The 21516-nt window shown below is 44.7% G+C and carries 19 protein-coding genes; 6 read left to right on the plus strand and 13 right to left on the minus strand.

What is annotated here, in order from left to right; genetic code table 11:
* Positions 1-68: 68 nt before the first annotated feature.
* The 10 genes from OCV50_RS20440 to OCV50_RS20485 form a co-directional block, all read right to left on the minus strand.
* The gene (locus OCV50_RS20440) at positions 69-908 is read right to left on the minus strand and encodes a hypothetical protein (RefSeq protein ID WP_261904459.1); all 840 of its coding nucleotides are present in this window, start codon (positions 906-908) and stop codon (positions 69-71) included.
* Between the two features lie 34 nt (positions 909-942).
* Positions 943-1776 (minus strand): ABC transporter ATP-binding protein, encoded by an 834-nt coding sequence (locus tag OCV50_RS20445; protein WP_261904460.1) that lies wholly within the window; start codon positions 1774-1776, stop codon positions 943-945.
* Complete coding sequence (locus OCV50_RS20450; RefSeq protein ID WP_239840175.1) at positions 1776-2648, minus strand: ABC transporter ATP-binding protein; 873 nt, start codon at positions 2646-2648, stop codon at positions 1776-1778. The genes OCV50_RS20445 and OCV50_RS20450 overlap by 1 nt, the downstream gene beginning before the upstream one ends.
* Positions 2649-2661: 13 nt before the next feature.
* Positions 2662-4485 (minus strand): extracellular solute-binding protein, encoded by a 1824-nt coding sequence (locus OCV50_RS20455; protein ID WP_261904461.1) that lies wholly within the window; start codon positions 4483-4485, stop codon positions 2662-2664.
* Positions 4486-4501: 16 nt separating this feature from the next.
* Positions 4502-5545 (minus strand): ABC transporter permease, encoded by a 1044-nt coding sequence (locus OCV50_RS20460; RefSeq protein WP_239840472.1) that lies wholly within the window; start codon positions 5543-5545, stop codon positions 4502-4504.
* 17 nt (positions 5546-5562) lie between these two features.
* Complete coding sequence (locus tag OCV50_RS20465) at positions 5563-6588, minus strand: ABC transporter permease subunit (RefSeq protein ID WP_261904462.1); 1026 nt, start codon at positions 6586-6588, stop codon at positions 5563-5565.
* Between the two features lie 363 nt (positions 6589-6951).
* A complete protein-coding gene (gene yejF, locus OCV50_RS20470; RefSeq protein WP_261904463.1) occupies positions 6952-8550 on the minus strand; it encodes a microcin C ABC transporter ATP-binding protein YejF in 1599 nt (532 codons plus the stop codon).
* A gap of 2 nt (positions 8551-8552) precedes the next feature.
* A complete protein-coding gene (locus OCV50_RS20475) occupies positions 8553-9578 on the minus strand; it encodes an ABC transporter permease (protein WP_239840178.1) in 1026 nt (341 codons plus the stop codon).
* A gap of 13 nt (positions 9579-9591) precedes the next feature.
* Positions 9592-10680 carry a microcin C ABC transporter permease YejB gene (locus OCV50_RS20480; protein WP_255232645.1) on the minus strand — a complete coding sequence of 363 codons (1089 nt, stop codon included), beginning with the start codon at positions 10678-10680 and terminating at the stop codon, positions 9592-9594.
* Between the two features lie 8 nt (positions 10681-10688).
* Positions 10689-12572 carry an extracellular solute-binding protein gene (locus OCV50_RS20485; protein ID WP_261904464.1) on the minus strand — a complete coding sequence of 628 codons (1884 nt, stop codon included), beginning with the start codon at positions 12570-12572 and terminating at the stop codon, positions 10689-10691.
* 449 nt (positions 12573-13021) lie between these two features.
* Between OCV50_RS20485 and OCV50_RS20490 the strand changes: the two genes are divergently transcribed.
* Positions 13022-14068: an endonuclease/exonuclease/phosphatase family protein gene (locus OCV50_RS20490; protein ID WP_261904465.1), complete on the plus strand. Its 1047-nt coding sequence runs from the start codon at positions 13022-13024 to the stop codon at positions 14066-14068.
* Positions 14069-14155: 87 nt separating this feature from the next.
* On the opposite strand, the gene OCV50_RS20495 is transcribed toward OCV50_RS20490, so the two are convergent.
* A complete protein-coding gene (locus OCV50_RS20495; protein WP_261904466.1) occupies positions 14156-14734 on the minus strand; it encodes a porin family protein in 579 nt (192 codons plus the stop codon).
* Positions 14735-15079: 345 nt separating this feature from the next.
* On the opposite strand from OCV50_RS20495, the gene OCV50_RS20500 reads away from it, so the two are divergent.
* Positions 15080-16072: a winged helix-turn-helix domain-containing protein gene (locus OCV50_RS20500; protein ID WP_261904467.1), complete on the plus strand. Its 993-nt coding sequence runs from the start codon at positions 15080-15082 to the stop codon at positions 16070-16072.
* A gap of 6 nt (positions 16073-16078) precedes the next feature.
* Here OCV50_RS20500 and OCV50_RS20505 read toward each other — a convergent pair whose 3' ends face one another.
* Both OCV50_RS20505 and OCV50_RS20510 read right to left on the minus strand, forming a co-directional pair.
* Positions 16079-16480 (minus strand): hypothetical protein, encoded by a 402-nt coding sequence (locus OCV50_RS20505; RefSeq protein WP_261904468.1) that lies wholly within the window; start codon positions 16478-16480, stop codon positions 16079-16081.
* A gap of 17 nt (positions 16481-16497) precedes the next feature.
* Entirely contained in the window at positions 16498-17094 is a 597-nt protein-coding gene (locus OCV50_RS20510) for a porin family protein (RefSeq protein ID WP_261904469.1), read from the minus strand.
* 439 nt (positions 17095-17533) lie between these two features.
* Between OCV50_RS20510 and rbsD the strand changes: the two genes are divergently transcribed.
* The 4 genes from rbsD to rbsB all read left to right on the plus strand — a co-directional run bounded on the left by rbsD (position 17534) and on the right by rbsB (position 21503).
* Positions 17534-17953 carry a D-ribose pyranase gene (gene rbsD / locus OCV50_RS20515; RefSeq protein ID WP_261904470.1) on the plus strand — a complete coding sequence of 140 codons (420 nt, stop codon included), beginning with the start codon at positions 17534-17536 and terminating at the stop codon, positions 17951-17953.
* A gap of 38 nt (positions 17954-17991) precedes the next feature.
* Positions 17992-19497, plus strand: coding sequence for a ribose ABC transporter ATP-binding protein RbsA (gene rbsA, locus OCV50_RS20520; protein WP_239840186.1), 1506 nt, complete (start codon positions 17992-17994; stop codon positions 19495-19497).
* Positions 19494-20486 carry a ribose ABC transporter permease gene (gene rbsC, locus OCV50_RS20525; protein WP_239918485.1) on the plus strand — a complete coding sequence of 331 codons (993 nt, stop codon included), beginning with the start codon at positions 19494-19496 and terminating at the stop codon, positions 20484-20486. Before rbsA ends, rbsC begins: the two co-directional genes overlap by 4 nt.
* Positions 20487-20624: 138 nt before the next feature.
* Positions 20625-21503 carry a ribose ABC transporter substrate-binding protein RbsB gene (gene rbsB / locus OCV50_RS20530; protein ID WP_239840188.1) on the plus strand — a complete coding sequence of 293 codons (879 nt, stop codon included), beginning with the start codon at positions 20625-20627 and terminating at the stop codon, positions 21501-21503.
* The last annotated feature ends 13 nt before the right edge of the window (positions 21504-21516 follow it).

Genomic DNA, 21516 nt, shown 5'->3' on the forward strand with positions numbered 1-21516 from the left:
AATATCCCTGTATTTATAGTTATATCGTTTGTTATATAACGATGTCTTTTTATTAATTAACTTTCTCGCTAAAACTGATAATTAACCACTGCGTAATAGGTCATCTTTTTTAAATCGATGAGATCGTTAAGCGGGTTTTGCCCTTTATCTGGGTTGTAATAACCCACACTGTTTGTCATACCAACTGACATCGAAATACTCTCTGTCATTTGGTAGCCAATTTCTTCTCCATGTAAAATGGTTGGATCCAGTGAGTTACCGTGATAATTCCAGGACTGCCTTGGCATTAAGAAAATATTGAAATAAAAGTCGTCTGCAAATGCATAATCCACGGAAAATTGGTTGCTCAATCGGTACTCAATCAGTTGATGCCCGCCAGCGGTTTTATATTCATGAAAGTTCTTTCTTAGCAGTACCGTATTGCTCAGCGTTAGACCTTCTAACCACTCATCAAATGCCGCACTCCAACGAAGTTTCACGCGTGTTCCAAACTGCAGGTCGTTTCTTTTAGAAGACTCCGAAGTTGGGAATATTGCCCTAATTTCACCACTTACCGAGGACCCTTCTGTCGGATTAAACAATCCGTTTCGAGCCCACGACAGCGAGGTGTCATTCCAGAACTGGCCGCGAGTACCATAAACATCACCATCTTGTTGGTGATATCCAGATACCACGAGTTGCAATCGAGACTTTTCAGTAACGGCATAGCGCAGAACACCCGTTGCTGAAGCTGAACGATTAGCTAAGTAAGCACTGTCTTCATAACCATTACGTGAATAGTCGGCACTCACATAACCTGACCATGCACTCTTTTCATCGCTCTCGACCCACTCATCCTGCAAATTATTTGCGAGCGCAAGCGAGGGCGTTGCCAACAATAGAATTGGCAATACTTTTGTTTTATTCATACTGTCCTTCTGCTATTTAAATCCGTCTCTCTTTTTAATAGTTATTCGCCGCCTGAGTTGTTTTACTTTTTATTCTTTGCGAAGGGTGCGTAATAGGAATCGCGGATAATAACTCCTTGGTATATTCATTCTTTGGTGATGAATACACCTCTTTTGCGGTTCCCATTTCGACAATTTTCCCTTTTTTCATCACCGCTACGTGGTCTGAAATATGTTTAACCACCGATAAATCGTGTGAGATAAATATGATGGATAGATTCATCTCTTTTTGTATCTTGAGCAGTAAATTCAATATCTGAGCTTGTACTGATACATCCAGCGCCGATACTGACTCATCACAGATAAGCAGTTTTGGTTTCAATGCAATGGCTCTAGCAATACCAATGCGCTGCCTTTGCCCACCAGAAAACTCATGGGGATAGCGATTTACCGCCGTGTGCGGTAAGCCTATCTTGTCCAGTAATTCCAATACCCACTGTTTTCGCTCTGCTGGTGTACCAATACCGTGAATTTTATAAGGCTCTTCAAGGATTCCGCCTACTGTATGTCTCTGATTCAATGACTCTAATGGGTCTTGAAAGACAATCTGCATTTCACGGCGAAGCGGTCTCATCTGCTTTGTGCTCAAAGGCGTGATCTCTTTGCCCTCGAAGAAGATCTTTCCTTCCGTCGGTTCATACAACTTGAGAATGGTACGTCCAAGTGTGCTCTTGCCGCAGCCAGACTCGCCCACTAGGCCTAAGGTTTGACCTTGTTCTAAGCTGAACGAAACACCATCGACTGCTTTAATCACATAGCCTTTTTTGAAAACACCCTTCCCCGTAAGGTAATACTGTTTTAGCCCTTCGATTCTTAGTATCTCTGCCATTACGATGCCCCTTGGTATTCAGGAAAAAGTGACAGATCAATAGGGTCAATCTGTATTGCTTGCTTGGGTTCTGAATCTAAGCCAGGAATCAGGCCAAGCAACCTCTTGGTGTAAGGATGTTTTGGGTAATCGAAAAGCTCAAACACATCCGCTTTCTCTACAATTCGCCCGTCATACATCACCGCAACGTCATCACAGATTTCAGCAACGACACCCAAATCATGGGTAATGAAGATCATCGCCATACCCGTCTCTTCTTGAAGCTCTTTCATCAACTTAAGAATCGAAGCTTGAACGGTCACATCTAGAGCCGTCGTAGGCTCATCACAAATCAATACGTCCGGCTTACAAGCCAACGCCATTGCGATCATCACACGCTGTCGCATACCACCAGACAGGTTGTGTGGATACTCTTGAAACCTAAGCTCAGGCATCGGAATTCTTACTTTTTCCAACAGACCAATCGCATAGTCGACTTTTTCAGCCTTGCTCATCTGGTCGTGGTGTAGATCAAGCACCTCAACGAGCTGATTTCCGACTGTCTGAACTGGGTTCAGTGCGGTCATCGGGTCTTGGAAAATGATCGAGATTCGATTACCGCGCATCTGATAAAGGTCCTTTTCAGCCATCTTTGTCAGATCCGTATCACGATACAAAATCTCTCCTGCGGTCACTTGCCCATATGGTTTAGGCAACAACCCCATGATCGACATTGATGTCACGCTCTTACCGCTACCAGACTCGCCGACTAGACCTAAGGTTCTCCCTGCTTTAACGTCAAATGAGACACCTTTTAAGATCTTGATTGCGCCTTCATCGGTGCTAAATTCCACCTCTAGATCACGAACTTTTAGTACTGTTTGTTGCTTCATTTAATATCGCGTCCTATAGCCTGTAACGATCGTCAATCACAGTGACAGGCTCGAACGTTTCGCCCTCTTTGTAAGCCAACTGAGTTTGTTGTTTTAATTCGGTATCAATCCAGAAGTTACTGGTGCCTAAAATGTTGAACATCGCACCGGTTTTCTTGGTCATTGGGTTATTCGGATACTTAACCCAGCGCCAGTGCGCATCTCGCGTGTAAGGCACCATGTAGCCCGGAACAATCACGTAGGCGTTTGAGATTGATTTTTGTATCTCTTTAGAGAGTTGATGCTTTTTCTCTGCATCAAACTCAGATTTGAATGCCTCAATCTTGCGGTCCAATTCTGGGGAGCTGTAATTCGTGTGATTGTTAGTCTGTACTCGGTTTGCGTTACTAGAGTGGAAGTACTCTTTATAGGCCGGCAGTTCACCGCCACCCATATTCAAGAATGCCAGTTGATGCTTCTTCTCTAGGATGTATTTAAACGCGGCTGAACCATCCACCAAATTCAGATTAAGCTCTAAGCCCGCTAGCTTGGCTTGCTCTTTAAGATACGCAATTCGCGGTGTCCAGATGTTGTAGCCATAAGTGATCTTAAAGCTCAGGCGTTCACCTTTTTTGTTCACTCGAATACCGTCCGGACCAATATTGGTGAAGCCTGCGGCTTCGAAATAGCCGATGGCTAGCTCTGGTTCAAATGCTGGTGCTTTCGCATCTGGCAAGTCGTAATCACCATGACCAAAGCCCATCGCATGAGGCTTGCGTGAGTAGTCACCGCGAAGTACGTTTTTGATCATGCCGTCAAAGTCTGTCGCGAAGGTGATCCCTTTGCGCACGTTGATATCATTTAGTAGCGGCATTGAGGTATTCATCCACAAGCCACCCGCTCCTTGTGGTGTTTGGTTAAAGCCCCAAAACTTTTGAATGTAACCTTTGGTGAAGGGTTCTGAATCTGTCTTTTCATGCCACATTTGTGGAAGAACCATGGCAAAAGTATCTAACTTACCCTTCTCAAAGTGTTTACGCGCAATATCTGAATCGCGAATCACCTTGATACGTAGCTTGTCGACATTAAAACGGTTCTGGTAATACTTATTGCCATATCCCCACCAATCGTCACCGACGTGTTTGAAGGTAATACTGCGACCTTTGTTGATCTTTGAGATGTAATAAGGCGACGTCGTTGGCTCAGCTTTGAAGTTGTATTTACGAACAAAGTTGTCGTCCATACCATCGCCATTTTGGTCGTTGATATTGGCAAAGTAATGTTGCGGCCGCGGCTGTAAACCGTGACTTGGAGTGTTGAGTAACACCATCAGCTCATCATTACTCTTTGGCTCAGAGACAGTGATAGAGATGGTGTAGTCATCGAACTTTTTGACACTTTCAATGCTATTTCTGAAGAAGTCGTTGTACCAAGGATCAATAATGTCCTTAGAACGGTAATACGTCAGCATGAACAAGTAGTCATCAGCCGTTACCGCTTCACCATCAGACCATTTCGCTTTGGGATTCAACTTGAAGTAAGCCGTTTTGTAGTCATCCGAGAACGCCCATTCATCAGCAAGCTGAGGGATCCACTTACCTGTGTTCGGGTGTCGCTGAGCAAGTTTCGGCGTGCCGTCCATGATGTAAAAGCGAATGCCAGAGTTAGCGTCAGGCCCGACAGAACGTAGAGTTTGCGGGAAACTCAACATATAACTACGTAAGGTACCGCCACGTTTAGCTTCTTCCGATGCAAAAACAGGGTCTTGCCAGTTACTTTGCCATTGCAGTTCAGTAGGCAGTGAAGCTGCTTGAGCCAAACCACTGAACAACAGTGAAATAAGTGCAAATCTATACATGATTACTTCCTTGTTTCTATCTATATAGAGTGTATTTTTTCGGGTCAAAGGCGGTACGAATGGCTTCACCAATGAAGGTCACCATCACCAACACAGAAACGATCGCCGTAACCACAGACACCACGATCCAAGGTGAATCCAAGTTCGATTTCCCTTGCTGTAGCAGCTCTCCCCAGCTAGGCGTGGGCGGAACAAGACCAAGGCCAAGATAATCCAATGCAGTCAGCGCGGTAATGTTCGCGGCAATAGTGAAAGGTGCTAACGTCACTATCATCACCATGGTATTGGGCAAGATATGGTGGAAAATAATTCTTGCAGTGGAAGCACCTAAAGCTTTGGCAGCCAACACGTACTCTCGTGCAGACTCCTTATAAGTCATGGTTCTCATGTACCAAGTGATCCCCATCCAACTGAATGCCACGTTGATAAGCACAAACAACATAAAGGTGGGCTGTGCTATTGAGACCAAAATCATAATTACGTAGAGGAATGGCACCATCGACCAAGTTTCAATCAGCCTTTGCACCACTAAGTCGAATTTGCCACCGAAGAACCCCATGGCACAACCTACCGTCACGCCGATGACATAAGCGATGCTCATGGTGAGTAAGGCAAAGCCCATCGCCGTTCGAAAGCCGTAAACCAAACGCGCGAGAATGTCTCGACCAATAACGTCGGTACCTAGGTAATGTTGCGATGCAAAGTCCGGAGCATTAGGTGGAAAGTTGCCTGAGAAGTCCTGCTCAAACGCATTCCAAGGAACCAAAGGCATTAACACAAAATCGCCATTGTTCTCATATTCAAAGTCCTGTTGCAGATCTCGGTAGTTAGTTTCTGCCGCATAATCCAAGCCAAAAGTGCTGCCTGAATACACATCCGAAAAAATCGGGAAGAAGTACTCGCCTTGGTAGCGCACCACAAGCGCCTTGCTATTGATGAGAACTTCCGCACACAGAGACAAAATCAGTAACGTAGATAACAACATAAGTGACCAGTAGCCACGCTTGATCTCTTTAAAGCGCTTGATCTGTTTTCTAGTCAACGGGTTGATAGTGAACATATTTAATCGAGACATGATTACGCTCCAAACTTCACTCGAGGGTCGACAAGCGCAACGCACACATCAGATAAAATATTGCCTAGCAACAGAACCAGTGCATTAATCGCCACAATGCCCATTACCACTGGATAGTCCCTTTCCACAATCGATTCGTAACCAAGCAAACCGATACCATTGATGTCGAAGATCACTTCAATCAAGAAAGAACCGGTCATAAAAAACAGTAAGGAGTTACCAAAGTGGCTAGCTATTGGAATCAAGCTGTTACGTAGAGCATGTTTACGAATGGCTTGTCTAAATGGCAGACCTTTCGCAATTGCAGTTCGAATGTAATCCGATGAAAGGTTCTCCATAAGGTTGTTTTTCATCGTCATCGTTAAGGTGGCGAAATCACCAATCAAGTAGCAGATAAGTGGCAGAACCGCGTGCCAAAGAATATCGGTTACCTGCTCAGAAAGTGTGGTGAAGTCGTCAAAATCATCATCGACAAAACCACCCATAGGAAACCATTCCAAGTGATAGCTAAATAGAGTGATAAGTAATACACCCACCACGTAACCCGGTAGCGCGTATCCAACGAAAATCATAATCGACGAAGCAGAGTCGAAAACACTGCCGTGCTTTAACGCTTTGTAATAGCCAAGTGGGATCGAAATGAAGTAACTAATGAAGAACGTGATACCGCCGTACATTGCGGACACTGGCAATCTTTCAAAGATCATCTCAGTCACTGGCTCGTAGTAACGTGTCGATTCACCCAGGTCGAATTGAACCAAACGCGAGAGCCAATCAAGATAGGCCTTTGTTACAGGTTTGTCCAAACCGTAAAACTTGTTTAGGTCAGCCAACTGTTCTTCTGAAAGTGCGGAGTTTTGGCCCACTACTGCGCTAGCCGAAGCGCCATCACCTTGTGGCTGCATATTTGCTAACATGCGCTCTACCGGACCACCCGGCACAAAGCGGGTTATCGCGAAAATGAGTATTGTGATCCCTAGAAACGTCGGTACTACTAACGCGAAACGCTTCAATAAATATGCAACCATTTTATTTAGCCAAACTCCATTTATAACAACTGAGCATCAATATAATTAATGATAAAAAGTAGTCAAATGGTTACATTCGTGTACATAAGGTTACAAACAGAACAATAAAAATCGGCAAAAAATAAATAAGAATCAAACACTTATAATAGAACAAAAACTCAAACCAAACGTTTGCATTTTATTTTGCTACAAACAAAGAATTTGAGAATTGCGCTGTTATCTACAAAAGTAGCTTATGTATTGATCAACTTAATTTGTTAATGGATGGATTAAGTAATTGAAAGAAATAGAAATGGATAGACGAAAAAGCCCGATATCTGACGAAATCGGGCTAGACAAACAACTGCGATAAGTAAGTTATAATTACGAGCCTACATTAGACAATGAGACCAACTGCTGAGTGTATTCATGTCGCGGGTTAGAAAAAAGCTGTTCTGTTTTACCCTTTTCAATCACCTCTCCTGCCTTCATTACAATCGTGTAGTGGCACAGCGATTTAACGACGTTCAAATCGTGACTGATAAACAGATAGGTCAGTTGATACTTCTCTTGTAACGATTTCAACAGTTCAAGCACTTGCGCCTGAACCGTTCTATCCAATGAAGAAGTCGGTTCATCTAATAAAATGAACTCGGGTTTGAGCACCAAAGCGCGTGCTATCGCAATACGCTGCCTCTGCCCACCAGAGAACTCATTCGGGTAACGATGGCGCGTTTCAGGGTCTAAATCGACCTCCTCCATCACCTCACAAATCCGCTGGTCGAGTTCTGTTTCATCAAGCTCTTGGTGAACTCGTAAACCCTCACCAATCACTTGTGCAACGGACATTCTTGGGTTGAGTGCTGAGAACGGGTCTTGGAATACCACCTGCATTTTACTGCGATATGGCAACATCTCTTGGCGGTTCAGTCCTTGGATTTGGTTACCATCGTATTGAATTGAGCCTTCACTCTCAACCAACTTCAAGATCGCCATACCCGTCGTCGATTTGCCTGAGCCACTCTCTCCGACCAAGCCAATCGAGTGTCCTTGCTTAAGATCAAATTGCATGTCAGTGACCGCTTTGACGTGTGAAATAGTTCGCTTAAACAGACCGCCAGTGATTGGGAACCATACTTTTAGTTGTTCGACATTAAGTAGCGAGCTTGCATTTTCTGCCACAGGCACAGGTAAACCTTTCGGATCAGAATCAATCAGCTTTTTCGTGTACGGATGCTTAGGGGCAGTAAACAACGAAGCACACTCACCCTCTTCAACCAACTCACCATCTTTCATTACCGCAACTCGATCAGCAATCTTACGCACGATGCTCAAATCATGGGTAATAAACAGCATCGCCATACCTAGCTCTTGTTGAAGCTCTATAAGCAGATCTAATATCTGCGCTTGTACAGACACATCCAGTGCGGTCGTCGGTTCATCAGCGATTAACAGCTCTGGCTCATTAATCAAAGCCATGGCAATCATCACTCGTTGGCGCTCGCCGCCTGAGAGTTCGTGCGGATACGCGTTTATCTTCTGTTCTGGGTTACGGATGCCGACCTTAGAAAGCCATTCAACCGCTAGTGCCTGCGCTTTATTGGTTCGCATGCCCCTATGAATTGCTAAGGTTTCCACCAGCTGTTTACCCACTTTGTGTAGAGGGTTCAGCGATACCATGGGCTCTTGGAAGATCATACCAATGCGACCACCTCGGATACCCCTCAACTCTCGTTCAGAGCAACTCAGAATATCGGTACCAGAGAAGTTAATTCGCCCAGTTAAGTAGTGCGAAGAACCTTTTGGCAGCAGCTTCAGCACCGTGTTCGCAGTGACCGACTTCCCAGAGCCGCTCTCGCCTACTAAGGCTAACGTTTCCCCTTTACTAATCGACAAAGAGACGTTGTGCGTGACCTGTTCAATGGCATTTTTACGACCAAAACCCACAGAGAGGTTTTCAATAGTTAGAACGGTATTATTCATTATTACCTCTGCTGATGTGGGTCAAAGGCGTCGCGAACCGCTTCACCAACAAACACTAACAGTGTCAGCATCAGCGACAGCACGACAAACGCAGAAATACCAAGCCACGGCGCTTGAAGGTTAGCTTTACCTTGAGCAAGCAATTCACCCAAGGAAGGCGAACCAGCAGGTAGGCCGAAGCCAAGGAAATCTAAAGACGTCAGCGTAGTCACCGATCCAGATAGAATGAAAGGCATCATGGTTAAAGAAGCAACCATCGCATTGGGTAGCATATGACGTAGCATAATACGTTTATCCTCAACACCCATCGCTTGAGCAGCTCTGACATAATCAAAATTACGACAACGCAAGAACTCCGCTCGTACAATACCAACTAGGCTCATCCAGCTAAATAGCACCATAATGCCCAGCAGCCACCAGAAATTCGGCTCTATGAAACTAGAAAGGATAATCAGTAAGAACAGGGTTGGCATTCCCGACCATACTTCAATAAAGCGCTGACCAAACAGATCGACCCAGCCCCCGTAATAACCTTGGGTTGCCCCCACGGCAACGCCAATGGCACTCGATACTATGGTAAGTACAAATCCAAACAGCACTGAGATTCGAAAACCGTAAATTATCCGAGCTAATACATCACGCCCTTTGTCATCAGTACCTAACCAGTTCACTGAATCAGGCTTTGATGGTACTGCGCCTGAAATTTCAAAGTTAATGGTATCGTAACTGAAACGGATAAGCGGCCAGATCATATAGCCGTTCTCTTCAATCAGTTCGATGACATAAGGGTCTTTATAGTCGGCCTCTGTTTCGAACTCCCCACCAAACTCAGTTTCTGCGTATTCAGCGGCAACCGGAAAGAACCATTGGTTATCGTAAGAGACCAACAGTGGCTTGTCGTTCGCAATGATCTCAGCAAACAGACTCAGCACAAATAGAATGGAGAAAATCCACAGAGAGATAAAACCGCGCTTGTTGGCTTTAAACCTTAACCATCTTGCTTCTGCTAAAGGGTTTTTAAACTTCATTTAGAATTCACCATTAACGCGCTTCAAAATCGATTCGAGGATCCACCCAGGTGTAGGTAAGATCCGAGATAATACTGAGCACAAGCCCCAGTAACGTCATAATGTAGAGCGAGCTAAACACCACAGGGTAGTCTCGTTGAATTGTCGACTCAAAGCCCAACAACCCTATCCCTTCCAGAGAGAACATCACCTCAATCAACATTGAGCCAGTAAAGAAAATACTGATAAAGGCGCTTGGGAAACCCGCAATAATGATCAGCATCGCGTTACGGAAAACGTGTCGGTACAAAATGCTATTTTCATCGAGTCCTTTCGCGCGAGCCGTGACAACATACTGCTTGTTTATTTCGTCAAGGAATGAGTTCTTGGTCAGCATACTCAACGTCGCAAAGCCACCAATCACCATCGCAAAGATTGGCAGAGCCAAATGCCAGAAATAGTCGATGATCTGCTGATACCAATTGAGCTGGTCAAAGTTGCTGGAGACCAATCCACGCAGTGGGAACCAGCTAAAGTAGTTACCACTTGCAAACAGGATGATTAAGATGATTGCGAATAAGAAGCCAGGGACTGCGTAGCCGACTATCACCACTGCACTCGACCAAATATCAAATCTCGAACCGTGATGAATCGCCTTCATGATACCGAGCGGAATCGAGATGACGTAGATGATCAAAGTACTCCAAAGCCCCAGAGAGATTGAGACAGGCAGACGTTCGACAATCAAATCGATCACGTTACCTCCTTTAAATAGGCTTTCACCAAAATTAAAGGTGGCGTAGTTCTTCAACATATCGAAATAGCGGACATGAATCGGCTTGTCGAATCCGAACTGCTTTTTAATCTCTTCAACAACTTCTGGGTCTAGGCCGCGTGAGCCTTTATAACCGCTCGATGAAGCTTGCTCAGAATCACTTAGGTCGACCTCTTGGCCACCACCAGAAAAACGCTCCATGATGCCTGAGTTGTGACCTTCCAGTTGCGCTACTGCTTGCTCTACAGGTCCGCCCGGCGCAATCTGGATAATGAAAAAGTTAATTGTGATGATCGCCCACAGCGTGGGGATCACCAACAACAAACGTCTAAATATATACGCTGCCATGAGAGCCCCTAACGACGTTTTTCAGGCAGTAGTTTCGCTTTGTCTTGCGAGATCCACCACGTATCAACACCAAGGTCATATTTTGGCAAGGTATCAGGGCGCTCAAACTTATCCCACATTGCGACACGGTATTTACCCAAATGCCACTGAGGAATGGTGTAGAAGTTCCATTGCAATACACGGTCTAAAGCACGGCCTAACGTAAGCAACTTTTCAGGGTCTTGCTGACTCTTAGAGATCTGCTCGGTTAGAGAGTCGATAACAGGATCGATCACACCCGCAGTATTGTAAGTAGAATCAATGTAGTTTGAGTTCCACGCAATCATCAGGTTCGGACTTGGGTAAGCATTCGCTGAATATGCGGAAGAAACCATATCGAAATCACGATCACGCAAGCGCTTGATATATTGAGTAGTATCAACGGTTCGGATCTTCATATCGATACCCATTCGCTTCAGATTCTTTTGCAATGGAATCGAGATACGCTCAGTTGTCGGGCTGTAGATCAGCAATTCGAAAGAGAGCGTCTGCCCTGTTTTCTCGTTGGTCATCACTTTGTTTTTCAGCACCCAACCGGCTTCCTTTAGAAGTTTAAATGCCGTTCTCATTTGTGTACGAATACGGCCACTGCCATCGGTAACAGGCGGCTGGAACTCCTCAGTGAAGACACGTGGCGGAATTTGATCTTTAAATTCGGAAAGTACCGCCACTTCTGCATCAGATGGTAAGCCTGTTGCTTCGTACTCGGTGTTCTGGAAATAACTACGCGTTCGATCGTACTGGTTGTAGAACATGTTCTTGTTCATCCACTCAAAATCCATCGCATAGGTTAATGCTTCACGAACCTTGGGGTCTTTAAACACCTCTGATTGAGTGTTAAACACAAAGCCTTGAGCGGATTCTGGGCGTTCGTGAGCGATCTCCTCTTTCACGATGTAACCCTTATCGAAGTTACTGCCAGTGTAGGAGTTTGCCCAAAACTTGGCCGAGTTCTCCATACGAAAATCAAATTCACCCGCTTTGAAAGCCTCTAACATAACTGTGTCATCACGGTAGTAATCATACTGGACACGTTCGAAGTTGTTGCGCCCGACATTGACTGGTAAATCAGCTGCCCAGTAATTCTCATCTAATCCATAGGTGACACTTTGACCCGACTTGTAGTTGATTACTTTATAAGGTCCACTACCCACCGGAGGCTCACTTAACGGCTCAGAGAGTTTTTTATCTTGCCAGTAGTGCTTTGGCAGTACGCGTGTGCTCTGGGCAAAACTAAACAGTTTCTCGCGATTTGGTGTCGCCATTTCGATGCGAACCACTAAGTCAGATACCGCAGTTACCGACTTAATGTCTTTGTAGTACACACGATACTGAGGTACGCCCTCTTCTGAGAACTTTTCAAACGTAAAAGCTACGTCGTGCGCGGTGATAGGCTTACCATCCTGGAAACGTGCTTTCGGGTTGATGTCTATCTCTAGCCATGAAAAATCACTGGCGTAACGTACTTTAGAAGCAATCAGCGGGTAATAGGCGTCAATTTCATCGGCTGGCGAAAACATCAGGGTATCGTAGAGTTCACCGCTATAGCTTGCCGACACACCACGAGAACCAAAACGATTAAAGCTATCAAATGTGCCTATCGCACCATAGGTGATTTTTCCCTGCTTAGGGGCATTAGGATTGACATAATCAAAGTGCTTGAAGTCAGCTGGATACTTCGCTTCACCAAACCCAACCAACTGAGTTGTTTCGATGACTTGAACGCCATCTTCAGAAGCAAATGAAGAAATAGGTAAGAGCGCCATGAGAGGCAGTGCTAGTGTGCGTGAGTAGTGGGTTAAGCGAAAAAATGTTGACCGTTTAATTGGATTAACTCGGCAATCTGTTCCCATTTGACTCTCCCTTCAAATGATTTGATGAATGGTGTGATTAAATACGCCATAAATTGGACACACGATAATAAAAATAAGTATAGAGAAAAATCTAACGCCATGTAATAACTAATAAAACACTTAGCACATCGAATCACGCTTTTCTTAAGTAAAGTCTCAATGCAACGCATCAATCGAAATACGCCGGACTAAGCCGCACGCATCCCATAATGGATGGTTAAAACTGGAACGACGGAGCTACGCTCTTTACTTAAAGCTAGATAACCCTACTGTGAGTTAGTCAACCGCCCTTCTAACAAGTTCAAACTCTCTCCCTCCCTTTCAAACAACTGATTACAAATCATCCATGCTTCGCGATTGAGTCGACTATCGGCACCAATGATGAGATGACGTATACTAAAGCTAGCGCCCACGCTTTATTTCAGCGTCTGACTTTTAGGAATCTGCTTTTGAATACACCAAGTCGCCTAACTATTACGACATTCAATCTTTTCAATTACCTTGAGCCACCCAACGCTTACTACGACTTCGAAAATATCTACAGCTTCGAAGAATGGACAAAAAAACAAGGGTGGATCAAAAGCGCCATCGAAAAAGCCGACAGCGACATCATTGGATTCCAAGAAGTGTTCAGCCCTGCGTCACTCGAAGCCTTAGTCAACGAAATGGGCTACCCTTTCTTTTCTGTGGTGGGTAACCCCAATGTTGAGAGTGATTACCTATTTCGAGATCCCGTGGTTGCGATTGCCTCTCGCTATCCGATCAAACAAACCCAATCAGTGACAATGTCACCTCAATTACTTGAGCAGTTTCAAAAGCCTTTATTACGAGAGTTTAGTTTCAACCGTTTACCGGTACATGCCACGATTGAATTGCCTCACCTCGGACTAACAGATTGTTACGTGGTACATTTTAAATCCCAACGCCCTATTGAAGCAGAAAAACCAGAAAAAGATGCGCAGCGCTCAGCTGCATCACCGATGCATAGTGATACGTTAACTCAGTTTCATCAGCAAGAACTGGGATGGTGGCTGTCGAGTGTACAAAGAGGAATGGAAGTTCAGGTATTGCATGAATACATAACCCGTCAACGTCATCAAACAGAGCGCCCAGTGGTTTTAATGGGCGACTTCAATAAGCCACTCACCAGTGATGAGTTTAAAGGTCTGCTCAATGACTCACTCAATAGAAATGAAGAGAGTCGGAACTGGTTAAAGTACTTTAGATTACGCGACAGCTGGGATCTCTATCATCAGCTTCATCAAGAAGATTTGTTGGTTCAACGTGTGCCTACCCACTATTACGGTGCATCAGGTTCTGTGCTCGATTACATCTTGCTTTCCAATGAGTTCGACTGCCAAAACTCTTCTAGCTTAATGGAGATCACCGACTATCAAGTGCAAGACCAACACCTGATTAATCCAAGCTTCGAAGTCGACCAATTCAGTACTGATCATGGCGTTGTAAGTGTTACCGCCCATATACGAACGTTTTGATAGGTCGAACTACACCTTTAAATGAAAAAGCCGCGATAGATATCGCGGCTAGCCTGTTCCCCAACGAGGCTTAACACCACACAGCGATTAGAAGTGGTAGCTCACCGCTGCGTAAAAAGAATTAATGGTCACAGTATCCGTTTTTTGGCTTGTGCCATTGTTATAACTTTGCACGATATCAAACGTATCTGATTCGTAAGCCACTCTAAACGACAAGTTGTCTAACTGGCGTGGCATGTACTCAATACCTAACCCAAACCTCAGGGCCTCACCTTTATCATCAAAGTTAGGGATATTGCTATCTAGGTCGATATAAGTCAGTCCGATCAGACCAAACGGGCGAATTCCATTGTCAAACGTATAACCAATGTTACCGGCAATCGATAAAGCGGTTGGCTCCATCATCGTCACGTTAGTACCCTTGCCTTTAATTTCACCATAGTTCGCATACTGAAATTCAATAGATGAAATTCGGTTGAACTTAAATCCTGCTATGCCGCGCAGTGTTAAGTCTTCCGCATCTAGGGCATCAGCTGCTTTTGTATCTGACGATATTTCGGTATCCCCTAAGCCACCACCGACATACCAACCTCTATCCATCGCCGCCATAGCGTTAAAAGAAAGACCTGACATTAACATTGCGCCAAGAACTCGTTTTTTGTTCATTACTTAATAACCTTGCTTATCACTGCATATTTGGGGTTGCCTCTATGGCAAACACGAATCTATTTCGGGTAATTCCGAATTGGCGAAGAGATTAATGGCAGATAGCTAGGAAAAATAAACAAAATCATCACGACTTTATAATGATAAAAAACAAACAACATAAAGCCATGATTTTTAATGAAATATAATAAAACACACCAATCACACACGCGCCTAAATAAAAATAAAACCAAATCATCACCACTTACATCCGTTTACATTCGGTTTATCTTCGCAGGTCATAATTAGCGATAAGAAAAAAGATTGGTTTCACATCCACCTTAATCAAATTGAAGCGCAAACATAATGAAACACATACAGATCATCTCTAACTTAGTCATCAACACTAAGAACAAGACCATCGCCAACCAAGATGGAAAACAAGTGACCCTGCGCCCTCTCGCTCATGAAGTACTTCAAGTGCTGATTGAGAACGACGGGCTTGCTGTGTCTAGAGATGAACTATTCGCACAATGTTGGACAGGTTGCATCGTCTCTGATCAGGCTTTGACGAATGTTATTTCAAACATTAGACAAACACTGTTACGCCTTAGAGCTGACGGCGTTGAAGTATTAACGGTGAATAAAGTTGGATACCGCTTCTGCATTACTGAGCCTCAACACCCAGCTTTGCTAGAAAAGTTCAGTGCAGAGAATAAAGATACAAAGCCAGATAACGAAGACGCATCACTACTGAATAAAAGCGACATCGTCACAAATGATCGACCAAGCCACGATTCAATCACGACAAGCAAAAGCGTTCGCTTACCAGCTCAAGAGCCAAGTAATTTCGCTCAGTTTTTGCAAGGTTTAATGCGTTATATTCATGTAGGTTCGAGAATGAATGGCCACAATTACAACTTAAACCATTCTCGCGGGCCTGGAGTTTTGCAGATGCTGGGGTTATTGATCGCATTCAGCCTACTGGCTGTTACGACCTATTGTTCGATGATTCACGCTAAGGGGAAAGGCGATATAGAACAGCAACACTTTGAAAAGCTGACCAATAACAATAAAACGCTTTACGTGAATGACGAATCAGAATATCTATTGGCGTTACAGATCTTAACCAATGCGATTTACGCAAATGAGCTGTTGCAGACAGAGTGTCCTATCTCTTTATTAATTCAGTTTAATGAGTCAACGACAAGAACTAACCACTACAGTTTAAAGGCGCAAATTTTTGACCGCGAAGATCTGGATGATTTGAAGTATAGCCACTCGTCCTTGAGTCAAAATCAGCTCATCCCTGCCATTAACACCATGATTAAGAACAGTATGTCGCTGTGCGCTTATTAAGCTCTTTTAAGATAAGCTCGCTTCATAATGGAAAGTCACGCTGTCATCATCACCAAATGAGACAGCCGCTTTTCCGTCGGTAGTTAAGAATAGCTCCGGTAGATAATAGTAATCACTGTTGTGTTCACTATACACGCAGCTCAACCTTGCTTGCAGAAGATAGCCACTGTTGTATTTCCTATCTTGATCAGAGTAGTGTTCTGTCACTTTACTGTAGTAAGTACAATCGCCCTTTTGAGTCGCCTGCCAAGTGTCCATTTGATAAGCCTCTACGCTGATTTCCAGATTGTTCTCATTGTTAGCCAATTGAACTTTTAACGACGAGGCAGACACACCAAGCGACAGTAAGCTCGATGTGCTAATCACAGTCAGGCGCAACATCCAGTTGTTTATAATCCTGTTGTTCATACGCTCACGCTACTCCTTTAGAAATTAACGCTTGCCCCAAAGTACGCACTAGCGACACTGTATGATTCAGTCACTCCACGTTCGGTAATATCAAACTCGTCTTTTTCATAAGCAAGTCTAAAAGTAATTTGTCGTAATGCAGGATGAGTGTATTCAAGCCCAGCCCCTAGTCTCATTAGAACTTCTTGCTCATCATTAGCTACCGCAGCACTACCGTTTCTAGCAGGTGCTTGTGCATTTATATCAACCATCCCCAAACCGACAGTCACGAAAGGTCGCAATCCAAAATCAAAGTGATAACCAACATTCGCCGCTAACGAATACGTTTCGATCTCAACAGTCGACAGCTTCCCTTTCGTAGGCGAAGAGTAAACGGTATCTCCATAACTCGTGTACTGCCCTTCAAAACCTATGTGCTGATTAAGTCTTACGCCACCATAGAGTTTGTATGCTTGACCTTCTGTGTTTGACTCCACTGGGTAAGGTACTTTCTCGGCCTCTACACCATCATCTAAATCTGTCTCGCCGACACCAACACCCAGATAAAATCGTGAATCTGAAGCGTGCACGTTAAGTGATAGCAAACCTGCCGCTATCAAGAGTTGAGTTCTCATTTGAGTTCCAATAGTTGTTTAAGTGAGCGCTGAAACCTAACAACAAACAGTTCTAAAAAATAAACGTCTAGCAAACCGTTTTATAACCAAACCCAGATTCAGGTTAAAATGCCAAGCAATCCTATGAAGTTAAAGGATTTATATTCTTTTAGGTTTCACCCACCTATTTCTCGCAAAGAGCGAATCAAAATACTCAGACGTGATAATTTGCGTCGTCGCCCAATATCAAACAACCCTACAGCATACTGATACAACTATCACTTACGTGATCCAATTCAATGTTTACCGCCCCATCGAAACGTTTCGATGATCATCATCACACTCTTCTAGAATGATCCGTGCATTTAACAATTCAAACACTATTATTCCTATCGAAACGTTTCGATGCCATTTTCTTAACCCTGTTCCAGCATCGAAAAATTGCCCAATAGGTAGTGTTATGAAAAAAAGTACTCTCATTAATTCCGATCTTTCTTACCTTGTGGCGACTCTAGGCCACACTGACGAAATCACTATCTGTGATGCGGGCCTACCGATTCCTGATCACGTACGTCGCATTGACTTAGCGTTAACCCACGGTGTTCCAAGCTTTGAGCAAACGGTAAAAACCATGCTCGATGAATCTCAAATTGAAGGTGTGGTTATCGCAGAAGAGTTTGCTCAAGTGAGCCCTGAACATCACGCGGTGCTCATCGATCAAATCAAAACGGAAGAAGCACGCTGTGGCAAAACCATCGCTATCAACTATGTAAGCCATGAAGAGTTCAAACAGCGCACCAATGAAAGTCGCGCTGTGATACGCACCGGTGAATGCACCCCTTATGCAAATGTCATCTTCCAAGCTGGTGTGACTTTTTAAGCAAATTAAATAACCTGGCCCCGAGTAAAGGAAACCACATGACTCAAGCCATTTTAGAACTTAACTCAATTGAGAAAGCTTTCCCTGGCGTAAAAGCCTTGGATAAAGCGAGCCTCAACGTTTACCCAGGACGCGTAATGGCGCTGATGGGCGAAAACGGCGCAGGCAAGTCAACCCTAATGAAAGTGCTGACTGGTATCTATCATCTTGATGCTGGCACCATCCACTATCAAGGTCAGCCTGCGGCTTTTAAAGGCCCACGCGATTCACAACAAGCAGGTATCAGTATCATTCACCAAGAGCTGAATCTGATTCCTGAACTGACCATCGCCGAGAACATCTTCTTAGGTCGTGAAATCACAGGGGCTATGGGACGTATTCTATGGAATGAAATGTACCAAGAAGCCGACAAACTGCTAAAACGCCTAAACGTAAAGCACAGTTCTAAAACACCACTTGGTGAGCTGAGCTTAGGTGAGCAACAGATGGTAGAGATTGCGAAAGCCCTATCGTTTGAATCTAAGGTCATCATCATGGATGAACCAACAGACGCACTCACAGACACAGAAACCGAGTCTCTGTTTAAGGTAATCAACGAGCTACGCGATGAAGGCTGCGGCATTGTTTACATCTCTCACCGCTTGAAAGAGATCTTTGAAATTTGTGACGACATCACCGTACTTCGTGACGGCAAGTTCATTGGTCAGTGCGAAGTAAAAGACACTGACGAAGATGGCCTAATCGAAATGATGGTTGGTCGTAAGCTCGACGAGCAGTACCCTCGTATCGAACCAAGCCATGGTGAAACCTGCTTAGAAGTGATTGGCCTTACTGGCTCGGGTGTGCATGACGTTAGCTTTACCCTAAAACGCGGCGAAATCCTTGGCGTATCAGGGTTAATGGGTGCTGGCCGTACTGAATTGATGAAGGTGATCTACGGTGCCCTACCGAGTGAGCGCGGCGTCATTAACCTAGACAACAAGACCATTAACCCAGCCAGTCCAAGAGATGGCCTTGCGAATGGCATCGCTTATATCTCTGAAGACCGTAAAGGTGACGGCTTAGTGCTTGGGCTTTCGGTGAAAGAGAACATGTCACTTTGTTCATTAGACATACTGACCAAAGGCGCACAAATCCAACACAAAGACGAAGTAATCGCCGTCGATGACTTCATCAAGCTATTCAACATCAAGACCCCTACTCGCGAGCAGATCATCGGCAACCTTTCTGGCGGTAACCAACAGAAAGTGGCTATTGCTAAAGGGTTGATGACCAAGCCAAAAGTACTGATTCTCGACGAGCCAACACGTGGCGTCGATGTCGGCGCGAAAAAAGAGATTTACCAACTCATTAATAAGTTTAAAGCCGACGGCATGAGCATCATTTTGGTGTCCTCTGAAATGCCAGAAGTATTAGGAATGAGTGACCGCATCATGGTGATGCATGAAGGCCGCATCAGCGGTGAATTTGACGCTAAAGAAGCAAACCAAGAATTATTACTGGCGTGTGCGGTCGGTAAAAAGATCAACGAGGACGCAGCATGAGTACCAAAACCATGAGCAAAACAACTGAAACTGAAGCACCGAAGAAAAAGCCGTTAATCAGCAAAGAGTGGCTGATTGACCAAAAGTCTTTGATCGCTTTGATCTTCCTGATTGTTATCGTCTCTTTCTTAAACCCGAACTTTTTTACTGTCGATAACATTTTAAACATCCTTCGCCAAACCTCGGTTAACGCAATCATCGCAGTAGGTATGACGCTGGTTATCTTAACCGCAGGTATCGACTTGAGCGTTGGCTCCGTATTAGCGCTTTGTGGTGCATTCGCTGCCAGCATGATCGGCATGGAAATCCCTGTGATGGTCGCTGTGCCAACCGCTTTATTAGCTGGTGCTGCGCTGGGTGCTATCAGTGGTGTGATCATCGCAAAAGGTAAGGTTCAAGCCTTCATCGCAACGCTAGTGACCATGACGCTACTTCGCGGCGTAACCATGGTTTACACCGACGGTCGTCCTATCTCAACAGGCTTTACAGACACAGCAGATGCGTTCGCTTGGTTCGGTACAGGCTACGCAATGGGTGTACCGGTTCCAGTTTGGATCATGGTCGTAGTATTCGCATCAGTTTGGTACCTACTTAACCACACACGCTTTGGCCGTTACGTATACGCGCTTGGTGGTAACGAATCAGCAACTCGCCTATCAGGCATCGACGTAGACAAAGTAAAAATTGGCGTTTACGCAATCTGTGGTCTGTTAGCAGCGGTAGCGGGCATCATCGTAGCTTCTCGTTTGTCATCGGCTCAACCAACCGCAGGTATGGGTTATGAACTAGACGCTATCGCAGCCGTGGTTCTTGGCGGCACAAGCTTAGCTGGCGGTCGTGGTCGCATCATGGGCACATTGATTGGTGCACTGATTATCGGCTTCCTAAACAACGCCCTAAACCTACTAGACGTATCTTCTTACTACCAGATGATTGCAAAAGCAGTGGTTATTCTTCTGGCAGTATTGGTCGACAACAAAAACAAATAAGACTCTAGTTTGAGTCAATGCAACACCTTGCTTTTTCTACAGAAAAGCATCAATAAATAACAAACATTAAATCTATAAATAATGTAACAACGAGCTAGGGCTCACCTCCTAGCTCACCCTACACAAAGGACTTACACCATGAAAAAATTAGCGACTCTTATTTCTGCTGCTCTGCTTTCTACAACTGTCTCTGTGTCTGCACAGGCGCAAGATACAATGGCAATCGTTCTGTCTACATTGAACAACCCATTCTTTGTAACCATGAAAGATGGCGCAGAAGCGAAAGCTGAAGAGCTAGGCTACAAGCTTATCGTTCTTGATTCTCAAAACGACCCAAGCAAAGAGCTGTCGAACATTGAAGATCTAACCATTCGTGGTGTTAAGGCAATCCTGATCAACCCAACAGATTCAGATGCCGTGTCTAACGCAATTCGCATGGCTAACCGTTCAAACATCCCAGTACTTACCCTAGACCGTGGTGCAAGCCGTGGTGACGTAGTAAGCCACATCGCTTCTGATAACGTAATCGGCGGTGAAATGGCAGGTCACTTCATCATGGAAAAAGTGGGCGAAAAAGCGAAAGTAATCCAACTTGAAGGTATCGCTGGTACTTCTGCCGCTCGTGAACGTGGTGAAGGCTTCATGAACGCAGTAAACGGCAGCGGCCTTGAGCTTCTTGCAAGCCAACCTGCTGACTTCGACCGTACTAAAGGTCTGAACGTAATGGAGAACCTACTTGCAGCTAACCCAGACGTTGAAGCCGTATTCGCTCAGAACGATGAAATGGCTCTAGGTGCACTACGTGCAGTTCAAGCATCTGGTAAAGACGTCATGATCGTTGGCTTCGACGGCACAGACGACGGCATCGCGGCAGTTAACCGTGGCCTACTTGGCGCAACGGTTGCACAACAACCAGACCTAATCGGCTCTTTAGGTATCGAGATTGCTGACAAAGTACTGAAAGGCGAGAAAGTAGACGAGTACGTACCAGTACCTCTAAAAATTGTTTCTAAGTAATCGATATTAATCG

It is taken from the genome of Vibrio fortis, assembly GCF_024347475.1.
In the GTDB taxonomy this organism is placed as follows: Bacteria; Pseudomonadota; Gammaproteobacteria; order Enterobacterales; family Vibrionaceae; genus Vibrio; species Vibrio fortis.

Bases quoted from the DNA above. Each gene is read 5' to 3' on its own strand.
- OCV50_RS20440 (WP_261904459.1), bottom strand. From the start codon at position 908: ATGAATAAAACAAAAGTATTGCCAATTCTATTGTTGGCAACGCCCTCG.
- OCV50_RS20445 (WP_261904460.1), bottom strand. From the start codon at position 1,776: ATGGCAGAGATACTAAGAATCGAAGGGCTAAAACAGTATTACCTTACG.
- OCV50_RS20450 (WP_239840175.1), bottom strand. From the start codon at position 2,648: ATGAAGCAACAAACAGTACTAAAAGTTCGTGATCTAGAGGTGGAATTT.
- OCV50_RS20455 (WP_261904461.1), bottom strand. From the start codon at position 4,485: ATGTATAGATTTGCACTTATTTCACTGTTGTTCAGTGGTTTGGCTCAA.
- OCV50_RS20460 (WP_239840472.1), bottom strand. From the start codon at position 5,545: ATGTTCACTATCAACCCGTTGACTAGAAAACAGATCAAGCGCTTTAAA.
- OCV50_RS20465 (WP_261904462.1), bottom strand. From the start codon at position 6,588: ATGGTTGCATATTTATTGAAGCGTTTCGCGTTAGTAGTACCGACGTTT.
- yejF (WP_261904463.1), bottom strand. From the start codon at position 8,550: ATGAATAATACCGTTCTAACTATTGAAAACCTCTCTGTGGGTTTTGGT.
- OCV50_RS20475 (WP_239840178.1), bottom strand. From the start codon at position 9,578: ATGAAGTTTAAAAACCCTTTAGCAGAAGCAAGATGGTTAAGGTTTAAA.
- OCV50_RS20480 (WP_255232645.1), bottom strand. From the start codon at position 10,680: ATGGCAGCGTATATATTTAGACGTTTGTTGTTGGTGATCCCCACGCTG.
- OCV50_RS20485 (WP_261904464.1), bottom strand. From the start codon at position 12,572: ATGGGAACAGATTGCCGAGTTAATCCAATTAAACGGTCAACATTTTTT.
- OCV50_RS20495 (WP_261904466.1), bottom strand. From the start codon at position 14,734: ATGAACAAAAAACGAGTTCTTGGCGCAATGTTAATGTCAGGTCTTTCT.
- OCV50_RS20500 (WP_261904467.1), top strand. From the start codon at position 15,080: ATGAAACACATACAGATCATCTCTAACTTAGTCATCAACACTAAGAAC.
- OCV50_RS20505 (WP_261904468.1), bottom strand. From the start codon at position 16,480: ATGAACAACAGGATTATAAACAACTGGATGTTGCGCCTGACTGTGATT.
- OCV50_RS20510 (WP_261904469.1), bottom strand. From the start codon at position 17,094: ATGAGAACTCAACTCTTGATAGCGGCAGGTTTGCTATCACTTAACGTG.
- rbsD (WP_261904470.1), top strand. From the start codon at position 17,534: ATGAAAAAAAGTACTCTCATTAATTCCGATCTTTCTTACCTTGTGGCG.
- rbsA (WP_239840186.1), top strand. From the start codon at position 17,992: ATGACTCAAGCCATTTTAGAACTTAACTCAATTGAGAAAGCTTTCCCT.
- rbsC (WP_239918485.1), top strand. From the start codon at position 19,494: ATGAGTACCAAAACCATGAGCAAAACAACTGAAACTGAAGCACCGAAG.
- rbsB (WP_239840188.1), top strand. From the start codon at position 20,625: ATGAAAAAATTAGCGACTCTTATTTCTGCTGCTCTGCTTTCTACAACT.